At 37.8% G+C, this 9,739-nt stretch carries 6 protein-coding genes, 1 tRNA gene and 1 pseudogene; 3 read left to right on the forward strand and 5 right to left on the reverse strand.

What is annotated here, in order from left to right; genetic code table 11:
* Nucleotides 1-100 precede the first annotated feature (100 nt).
* From FFR48_RS21425 to FFR48_RS21440, 4 genes are all read right to left on the reverse strand, one after another.
* Nucleotides 101-289, reverse strand: a complete 189-nt coding sequence (locus FFR48_RS21425) for a CPXCG motif-containing cysteine-rich protein (RefSeq protein ID WP_137668780.1) — start codon at nt 287-289, stop codon at nt 101-103.
* Between the two features lie 26 nt (nt 290-315).
* A complete protein-coding gene (locus FFR48_RS21430) occupies nt 316-1,947 on the reverse strand; it encodes a B12-binding domain-containing radical SAM protein (protein ID WP_137668781.1) in 1,632 nt (543 codons plus the stop codon).
* A 228-nt stretch (nt 1,948-2,175) separates the two neighbouring features.
* Nucleotides 2,176-2,430: a SemiSWEET transporter gene (locus FFR48_RS21435; RefSeq protein WP_096567075.1), complete on the reverse strand. Its 255-nt coding sequence runs from the start codon at nt 2,428-2,430 to the stop codon at nt 2,176-2,178.
* A gap of 610 nt (nt 2,431-3,040) precedes the next feature.
* Nucleotides 3,041-3,113 (reverse strand) — tRNA-Val (locus tag FFR48_RS21440).
* A gap of 255 nt (nt 3,114-3,368) precedes the next feature.
* Here FFR48_RS21440 and FFR48_RS21445 point away from each other — a divergent pair.
* From FFR48_RS21445 to FFR48_RS21455, 3 genes are all read left to right on the forward strand, one after another.
* Nucleotides 3,369-3,980, forward strand: a complete 612-nt coding sequence (locus FFR48_RS21445) for a metal-binding protein (RefSeq protein ID WP_096567077.1) — start codon at nt 3,369-3,371, stop codon at nt 3,978-3,980.
* 98 nt (nt 3,981-4,078) lie between these two features.
* Nucleotides 4,079-4,891, forward strand: a complete 813-nt coding sequence (mazG, locus tag FFR48_RS21450; RefSeq protein WP_137668782.1) for a nucleoside triphosphate pyrophosphohydrolase — start codon at nt 4,079-4,081, stop codon at nt 4,889-4,891.
* A gap of 436 nt (nt 4,892-5,327) precedes the next feature.
* Nucleotides 5,328-9,536: a chemotaxis protein CheB gene (locus FFR48_RS21455; RefSeq protein WP_137668783.1), complete on the forward strand. Its 4,209-nt coding sequence runs from the start codon at nt 5,328-5,330 to the stop codon at nt 9,534-9,536.
* Here FFR48_RS21455 and FFR48_RS29605 read toward each other — a convergent pair.
* A pseudogene (locus FFR48_RS29605) lies at nt 9,463-9,739 on the reverse strand (hypothetical protein); the annotation flags it as partial. The gene FFR48_RS21455 and the pseudogene FFR48_RS29605 overlap by 74 nt on opposite strands.

Genomic DNA, 9,739 nt, shown 5'->3' on the forward strand with positions numbered 1-9,739 from the left:
TCAAGAGATGGCAAAGAAATTTTCAAATCTCCTCCTGACTCCTGACTCCTGACTCCTGACTCCTATGCCCTCACGGAAAGACTTTCTCAGCAAACCCTAATTAACCTTCATATTCGGTGTCTATTTCAATATCCAGTGTATCTTCATCAATTCTGATATACAAAATATTGGGACGACAACAAACTTGACAATCTTCTACATAATTTTGCAGCATTCCTGCACTAATATCAATAAAAGTTGTGTTTTCTTCACCACAATAAGCACAATAAAATTCTGATGTATTTTGCATTTTTTTCAATGTGTAATTTTCAGTCTTTATTTAACTGGGGAAGCAGAACGAAAATGACTCGTTGCTTCATGTAAATGTTTTATTAGTGTAGACTGTGGTAAAGGTCCTTGCAAGTGATTCCAAGGTAAAATTTTCTCTGTTGACCAATGACTATAAACGTAAAAATCTAAATCGGGAATTTTCCCTTTTAACTCTTTAAAAGCACGTTTATAACTTCCCAAAGAATCACCAAAACCACGAGTTAATTCTAACAGATGGGAAAGTCTGCGATCGCCTCTCGATAACAAAGTTTGTATAATTGACCAATTATAACTTTCTGGACGAAAATCTATACCTTGGGGTTTTAGCTGTTTTTGTAAAAATTGTAACCGCTTTTCAGATTGTTTATTTACCCCAAACCACTGAAAAGGAGTGTGTGACTTAGGTACAAAAGTGCTACACCCTAGAGTTAACCGCAAACCAAAAGCAGCTTTTTTAACAGCTTTCATCATTGCTACCGTAGCATCTAAATCTTCCGATTCTTCCCCCGGAATACCCACCATCCCATATAATTTTAAACTAGATAAACCCCCAGCTTTCGCATTGACAGCAGCTTGAATAATTTCCTCATTATCTAATTTTTTATTAATAATTTGACGTAAATTTTCCGAACCACTTTCTACAGCAATAGTCAAAGAACGAGTATCACGTTTTGCTAAAGTTGCAGCTAACTTTTCTGTAACAGTATTCGTTCTTACTGAAGCAACACTCAAACGCACATCATCATATTTTGGTTGACTTATATAATCTAATAACTCAGAAAATTCAGGATGTTGTGTCACTGAAGCACCCAACAAACCCAGACGGTTAGTAACTTTTAAACCTTGTTCAATAGCAGGAATTAAAGATTTTTCTAAACTCGCAGTTCTAAAAGGTAAAGTTAAATAACTCGCTAAACAAAAGCGGCACATTTCAGGACAACTCCGCACCACTTCCACCATAAAAATATTTTCCCAAGCTGCTTTTTCAGTAACAACAGTAGAAGCAGAAAGAGTATTTCCTCGATAAGTTTGCTTTTGAATAACTGTGGGAATATGACTATCAAGAGGATGAATAGATTTTATTTCTCCATCATCACTAGCATATTCAACATCATATAAACTAGGAATATAAATTCCCGGAACTTGCGCTAACCTGTTTAATTTAACTTTCCGTGTTGCGTTTCTAACTTCTTGATAAGCATCAATAAAACTACTTAATAAAATTTCCCCATCACCCAACAAAACCACATCAAAAAAATCGGCAAAAGGTTCAGGGTTAGCAGTCAAAACCGGACCACCACCAAAAACGAGAGGATGATTTTCGGTTCTATTGCTTGCACGCAGAGGAATATTTAAAGATTCCAAAAGATTAAAAATATTCACATAATCTAATTCCCAAGACATAGAAAAACCCAAAATTTCTGGATGTCTAGGAAGTTGTTCTTGAATATCAGTAAATAAACGACTCACCTGTAAATCATCACGCATCGCTAAAGTTGCCCAAACCACCTGATAACCAAGACTGGTTATACCCACAGTGTACTCATTGGGGAAAGCGAAAATTAAAGGAATAGCGTCATTTTTAGGGGTTGCTGGGGTAAATAAAAGCTTTTCCGAGTCAAATACAGATGATGTCACAGGTCTTTATAAAAAGTAATCTATATATAATTATAAACCAAATTAGCAAAAAATAGTAGATTCAGCGGCAATCTGCAAAATTAATATTTCATCTGCGTTTATCTGCGTTCATCTGCGTTAAATCTTCCTGAAAATACATCTTCAAATTACATCTTCAAATTACATCTTCAAATTACATCTTCAAAGAGTGCAAGGGTTTATCAAAACTAAACCCTTACAGAACAAATACTATCTATATTTAATTTTCAACCAGAGAATAATAAGATTTAAAAATAAAGTTATCCCATTAGCCATAATAATCGGTACAGCACCCAGAATCATCCCATAAACCAACCACAAAAACAACCCAGTCATAAAAGTAATCAGCATCACAAAAGAGACATCCTTAGCTGATTTTGTTTTCCAGGTTTGGAACATTTGCGGTAAAAACGCAATAGTGGTTAATGTCCCTGCTGCTAATCCCAATGTGTTAATAAAATCCATTTTCTTGAATCGTTAAAATTAAGATATTATCATATAATATAGCAGTTTACAAACGGTCAGGATGCCCATCCCACAAGGGACAAGATAGGATAATTTATTTTTTCTGCTTCTGTTTTTTCAGATAAGCTGTTACACAGCTAAATTGTATAATCCTAATATTCTGAACTCTTGTTTAACAGGCAAGATGCCTGTTCCACTTATACAAATTAAATGCACAACAGCTTATTCTTTAGCCCCAGCAACGCTGCCAACTCATCTGCCAATAATTCACAAATTATAGTCTTGATCATGGGTGGATAATCTTAGAGGATGTTTGAAAATTTGTATTATCTATTCAAAGCAGATGATGATTGTGAATATTAGACATCTCCAGAAAAAAAATTATGGAACCTATTTATGGGGGCAGTCGAAGTTTATGGGATATCTAGATGTCTGATTTTTCCGTTAAATTATCGCCCATAAGCTTCGCCCCTACAACTTATGACAAATTAATACATTCTATTTTGGAGAGGTCTATTGGCATAGCCAATTAGAGTATAACGAGTAATCAATAGTAAAAACAAAACTCTATAAGGTCTAAAAACCTCATAGAGTAGCATTTATAAAGAAGTGGGCAGTACCAGACTCGAACTGATGACATCCTGCTTGTAAGGCAGGCGCTCTACCAACTGAGCTAACCGCCCGTGTTTTCCTGACTTAATTAATATAGCACAGGCTTTTTAAATTTTGCAAGGGGTTGGGAAAAAATTTTTTTTGGGGAATAGGACTTAGGCAAGATTCAACTCAAAACCTGATTCTTGCGTGGGGGTAATTCATGAATTACCCCTACTGATCTTCTCCAGAGACTATCAATGAAGATCAGAAGTCGGGGATCTGGGTATAGGGATCTGGGTATACTGAAGTTTGACTTTTGACTTTTGACTTTTGACTTTTAAAATATGCCTTCTGGACAAACACACGATCGCATTACTATTTGGTCTGTACCTGTGGTAGCAGGTATCACTTTAATTTCCACTCGCAGCAGTAGTGTGACGTTGTTGGTTGCTGGTGGGTTTATGTTTGGTGGTTTGATGTTTGGTCCTGACTTGGATATTTATTCTCGTCAGTTTCAACGCTGGGGGTTTTTGCGTTGGATATGGCTACCTTATCAAAAAAGTCTGCGTCATCGGTCTTTTTTATCCCACGGTCCAATTATTGGTACTACTTTGCGGGTGGTGTATCTAACCACATTTTTAGCAGTTGTAGCGATTTTGGTTTTGGTGATTTTCGCTAAATTGGGTAATGTGGCTTTGAATTGGGGGGAAGTTTGGAAAAGTGTGGGAAAGACTATATCAATATATTATGGAGAATTTTTTGCTTTGTTTTTGGGGTGTGAACTTGGTGCTATGAGTCATTCTCTGAGTGATTGGACTGGTTCAGCTTATAAAAGGTTTCAAAAACAAGGTGTACAGGGATTGCTACCCAGTGGCAAAATAAAGAAGCGTAAAGTTAATAGTCGTGGTAAACGTAGTTCTCAACCCAGAACTAACAAAAGCCGCACTAAGTCTTAACGAAGGCAGGAGGCAGGAGTCAGGAGGGTTTAAGCTGATTACTAATAGATGAATACTTACCCGCAGAATACACAAAAAGCACAAAATTCTAACTTATTATGGCAGAAAATCACAATCCAACGTTGGCAGCGTTACAAGATTTAATTGATGTAGTGGCAAAATTGCGATCGCCTGATGGTGGTTGTCCTTGGGACTTAGCACAAACGCCGGAAAGCCTGACACCGTATATCATTGAAGAAGCGTATGAGGTGGTAGACGCAATTCAAACAGGAGATAAAAAAGCGATCGCCGAAGAATTAGGAGATTTATTATTACAGGTAGTTTTACAAGCACAAATAGCTAGTGAACATGGTGATTTTACTTTAAAAGAAATTGCCGAAGGTATTTCTCAAAAATTAATTCGTCGTCATCCTCATGTATTTGGTGATGTCACAGTAGAAAATGTAGAAGAAGTACGTCAAAATTGGGAAACTATCAAAGCTGCGGAAAAAGGAGAAACCTTAGAAAAGCAAAAATTGAGTGATAAATTAGATCGTTATCGTCGCAGTCTTCCCCCATTAAATGCAGCCATGAAAATTTCTGAAAAAGCTGCTGCTGTAGGGTTTGAGTGGAACAATATCGAGGAAGTTTGGGATAAATTTCACGAAGAATTAGGGGAATTTCAACAAGCATTAGCTGAGGAAACCCCGGAAAGACAAGAATCAGAATTAGGTGATTTATTATTTGCAATTATTCAATTAGCCAGATGGCATAAACTTGATCCGAGTGCAGGTTTACAAGGTACAAGTTTACGATTTATTCAAAGATTGCAAAAAATGGAAGATGTCATAGATCGTCCTTTAACAGATTATAGTTTAGCAGAATTGGATGCACTCTGGCAACAGGCAAAAGCTAAACTAGCTAAAGAATAGGGACTGGGGATTGGGGATTGGGGAAAAAGTGTATTTTTAGATTAAAGTTAGTTAAATAAGCTGTTGTGCATTTAATTTGTATAAGTGGAACAGGCATCTTGCCTGTTAAATAAGAGTTCAGAATATTAGGATTATACAATTTAGCTGTGTAACAGCTTATCAGCCAAAATCTATATTATTTGCTATTATTTTGTTAGGAATTATTTTTGTATATTTATTATTCCCTATGGGTTATTCCCTATTGCTGATTATCTCGTCAACGTCGAGAAATTATAGAATTTCTCACTAAAAGCCTATAATAGAAATATATGTAATATTGACACATTTTCAAAGAAAATAGAAATGAATCAAGAGTTTGACTAAATTTCCCTTAAAAAAAGCTAAAAACAAACATAAAAACAAACATTATAACCCCGGTTTTAATTGGGTGCATAACATGAATTTTCATCGGTCTAGCAAAAAATCTCAAGCTAAAGAATCTAACTCTACAGAATCCCCAAAAGAGCAAGATAAACAAAACAATTTATTCCCAATTGTCGGTATTGGAGCTTCTGCGGGGGGATTAGAAGCATTTACACAATTATTGAGTCATTTACCCACAGATACGGGTATGGGATTTGTGCTAGTTCAGCATTTGAACCCCCAACAAAAAAGTATGTTAACAGAAATTCTGTCCCGCACAACTCAAATACCTGTAACTGAAGTACAAGAGGGAATGACTGTAGAACCGAATCATATTTATGTGATTCCCCCTGGTGCGACAATGACCATTAATCAAGGGGTATTAAAACTTCAACCCCGTGAAAAAACATATCAACAACCCATGACAGTGGATAGTTTCTTTTTTTCCTTAGCAGAATATTTAAAAAACAAAGCCATTGGAGTTATCTTGTCAGGGGGTGATGGAGATGGAACAAGGGGGTTAGAAAGAATCAAGGCAGAAGGTGGTATTACTTTTGCTCAGTGTGAGGAATCAGCAAAAGTTAGCACTATGCCGAATACGGCGGTAGCTTCAGGTTATGTAGACTTTATCCTTACTCCTCAACAAATTGCTGAGAAACTGGCCAACCTTAGCAGTCATCCCTATATCAAGCACTCAACAGCAGTGACACAGACTGAAGCTGTCCCAGAAGAAAAAGATGGACTGTTAAAGATTTTCCAGATTTTAAGGACAGCGACAGGTGTTGACTTTTCCTATTACAAGCAGAATACCCTAAAGCGACGGATTCAGCGCCGGATGATGTTATATAGACTGGATAATTTAGAAGATTACCTGCATTATCTTCAGGATAAACCGGCAGAAATTACCGCCTTATATTACGATGTTTTAATTACTGTTACCTGTTTTTTTCGGGATGCAGAAGCTTTTGAAGCTTTAAAAACTAAAATATTTCCCACTATTATTAACAAGCGCAAAACCGATGATCCTATTAGGATTTGGGTTGCTGGATGTTCAACAGGTGAAGAAGCCTATTCTATTGCAATTTGCTTACTAGAATTTTTAACAAACAAGGGAATTAATATCCCTATTCAAATTTTTGCGACCGATATTAATGAAGTAGCCATAGAAAAAGCCAGAGCCGGCATTTATAAACCTAACCAGGTAGGGAATATTTCCCCAGAAAGATTACAACGTTTTTTTGTACAGGTAGAAGGTGGCTATCAAATTAATAAAGCAGTGAGAGAACTGTGTGTTTTTGCTAGACAAAACTTAATTAACGATCCGCCATTTTCCCGACTGGATTTAATCACTTGTCGGAATGTGCTGATTTATTTGGGTGCTGCTGTACAGAAAAAGGTCGTGCCAATTTTTCATTATGGTCTTAAACCTACAGGTTTTTTGATGTTAGGAACTTCGGAAACAGTGGGCGAATTTACGGATTTGTTTACTGTGGTAGATAAAAAGTACAAGATTTATGCTCGCAAAATTGCAGCTACCCGATTAGCTATTGATTTAATGGCTCGTAACTATCCAGTAGAAACCGCTAAATTACAAATGATAGAAAATGAAGGTTTTGGAAATGATGTGGAAATCCAAAAAGAAGCAGATAGAATTGTGTTAAATCAATTCTCACCGGTGGGTGTAATTATCAACGATGATTTTGATATTTTGCAATTTCGAGGACAGACGAGTCCCTATTTACAACCAGCACCGGGTAAACCCAGTTTTAATTTACTAAAAATGGCCAGAGAAGAATTGCGGCTAGATTTACGTAGCAGTATTCATCAGGCTAAAAAACAAAAAATGCCAGTTACACAGGAAGGGATACAAGTTAAGGCAGAAAATCAACTTAGGCTGGTGAAAATTAATGTTGTTCCCTTTCAATCTGCTGGATCAGACGAAGAATTCTTTTTAATTTTATTTGAGGATACACCCACTCCAGTTAGCTCTATATCGCCAATAAGTAGTAATATTCAATCTGAGCCGCAGCAAGCAAATAGTTATGAGCAGGAAATTTCTATTCTGCAACAGGAATTAAAATCTACTAAAGATTATTTGCAATCAATTATTGAGGAACAACAAGCCAGTAATCAAGATTTGCGAGCAGCTAATGAGGAAATTCTCTCTAGTAATGAAGAGTTGCAAAGTACCAATGAAGAATTAGAAACAGCTAAGGAAGAAATTCAGGCGACTAATGAAGAATTGAATACTATTAATGATGAATTGCAACGGCGCAATGTAGAATCAAATCAGGTGAGTAATGATTTACAAAATCTGCTCAGTAGTATTCAGATTGCCATTCTCATGTTAGGAGGTGATTTACAGATTCGCCGCTTTACTCCCGCAGCCGGAGCAGTATTTAACTTAATTCCTTCAGATGTGGGACGACCATTAAGTGATATTAAACATAAATTAAATATTTCTGATTTAGAAGCACAAATTTTAGAGGTAATTAGTACCCTGAATTTGAAAAGTTTGGAAGTGCAGGATCAAGATGGTCGTTGGTATGATTTACGGATTAGACCCTATCGGACAATAGATAATAAAATTGATGGTGCTGTAGTAATTTTGGTGGATATTGATGCCATCAAACGGACTGCGGAACAGTTGAGAGCATCCCGTGATTATGCAGAAGCAATAGTAGATACAGTGCGCCAATCTTTAGTGGTGCTGGATATGAATTTACGGGTAGTTAGTAGCAATCAATTTTTCTATGACACATTCCAGGTAGTGCGAGAAGAAACAGAAAATCGCCTGATTTATGAAATTGGTAATGGCCAGTGGAATATTCCCCAGTTGCGATCGCTCTTAGAACATATTCTCCCCGGACAGACCCATTTTGAAAATGTGGAAGTTAAGCATAATTTTGAGCAAATTGGACACAAAATCATGCGCCTCAATGCTCGAAAAATGCCGCAAATAGATAATGATCCTTTAATTCTCCTGGCAATTGAAGATATTACCCAACAGAAACATTTAGAAGCAGAACGGACTCAACTCTTAGAACAAGAACAGTCAGCGAGAACAGCAGCAGAAGCAGCTAACCGAGCTAAGGATGATTTTTTATCCATTCTCTCCCATGAATTACGAAATCCCCTTAATTCTCTGTTGGGGTGGACGCAGTTACTACGGAAACATCAGCTTGATGAAACGAAAACAGATCAGGCATTAGAAGCTATTGAACGGGCTGCCCACGCTCAAAACCTGCTAATTGGCGATTTATTAGATATTTCTCGCATTAGTTCCGGTAGACTGCATCTCAATAATCAGCCTGTTCAACTTGTACCTGTCATTTCCGCAGCCATAGAAGTTGTACGTTTGTCCGCAGAAGAGAAAAACATTCAAATTCAATCGCAACTAGATCCTACACCCAGAACCTTAATCGGAGATCCGACTCGCTTACAGCAGGTCATCTGGAATTTACTTTCTAATTCCATTAAATTTACCCCTGATAGCGGAATCATTGATATTACTCTCAATTACACTAATGATCAAGCGGAAATTCAAGTTAAAGATACTGGTTTAGGTATCAGTGCTGATTTTCTCCCTTATGTGTTTGACCGATTTCGTCAAGCTGATAGCACTACACGCAAATCAAATGCTGGCTTAGGACTGGGACTAGCAATAGTGCGCCATTTGGTAGAACTCCACGGTGGTACTGTAGAAGCAGCGAGTCCAGGTAAGGATCAAGGTGCTACTTTTACCGTCAGGCTACCTCTGCAAACTAACCAGGAAGAGAGTGATATAGCAGTTACTCCAGAACCAACCGCCCCTGCTGCACCTGCTGACCTTGTTTCCTACCCATCTTTAGCGGGTGTGCGGGTGCTGATAGTTGATGATGAACCAGACCTGCGTCAATTATTTAAAATCGTGCTGGAAGATTACGATGTTCAAGTAACAGAGGCTACATCTGCACAAGAGGCATTATCAATACTCAAAACTAATCCCGGTGGGTATGATGTCATCCTCTCTGATATTGGTTTACCAGAAGAAGATGGTTATGCACTGATACGTCAAATTAGGGCTTTGAGTGCCGAACAGGGAGGGAAAATTCCTGCTGCTGCACTGACTGGTTATACGGGAGAAGCAGAACAGGCAGAGTCTTTAGCCGCAGGTTTTGAATTGCATATTAATAAACCCGTTGAACCGGATCAATTGGTAAATGTGGTTGCTGTTTTGGCGAAAAGGTCGGTAAATAGGTGATTGGTGATTGGTGATTGGTGATTGGTGAATGGGGACAGAGAAGAGGAAAGGGAGCAGGGGGAAAAATTAATTCTTTCTCCTGACTCCTGACTCCTGACTCCTGACTCCTGACTCCTGACTCCTGACTCCTGACTCCTGACTCCTGACTCCTGACTCCTGACTCCTGACTCCTGACTCCTGACTCCTGACTCCTGACTCCTGAC

This window comes from Sphaerospermopsis reniformis, from assembly GCF_005402885.1.
GTDB classification, from domain to species: Bacteria; Cyanobacteriota; Cyanobacteriia; order Cyanobacteriales; family Nostocaceae; genus Sphaerospermopsis; species Sphaerospermopsis kisseleviana.

What these genes read in the sequence shown, in the direction of transcription:
- FFR48_RS21425 (WP_137668780.1), bottom strand. Translation starts at nt 289, where the DNA reads ATGCAAAATACATCAGAATTTTATTGTGCTTATTGTGGTGAAGAAAAC.
- FFR48_RS21435 (WP_096567075.1), bottom strand. Translation starts at nt 2,430, where the DNA reads ATGGATTTTATTAACACATTGGGATTAGCAGCAGGGACATTAACCACT.
- FFR48_RS21445 (WP_096567077.1), top strand. Translation starts at nt 3,369, where the DNA reads ATGCCTTCTGGACAAACACACGATCGCATTACTATTTGGTCTGTACCT.
- mazG (WP_137668782.1), top strand. Translation starts at nt 4,079, where the DNA reads ATGGCAGAAAATCACAATCCAACGTTGGCAGCGTTACAAGATTTAATT.
- FFR48_RS21455 (WP_137668783.1), top strand. Translation starts at nt 5,328, where the DNA reads ATGAATTTTCATCGGTCTAGCAAAAAATCTCAAGCTAAAGAATCTAAC.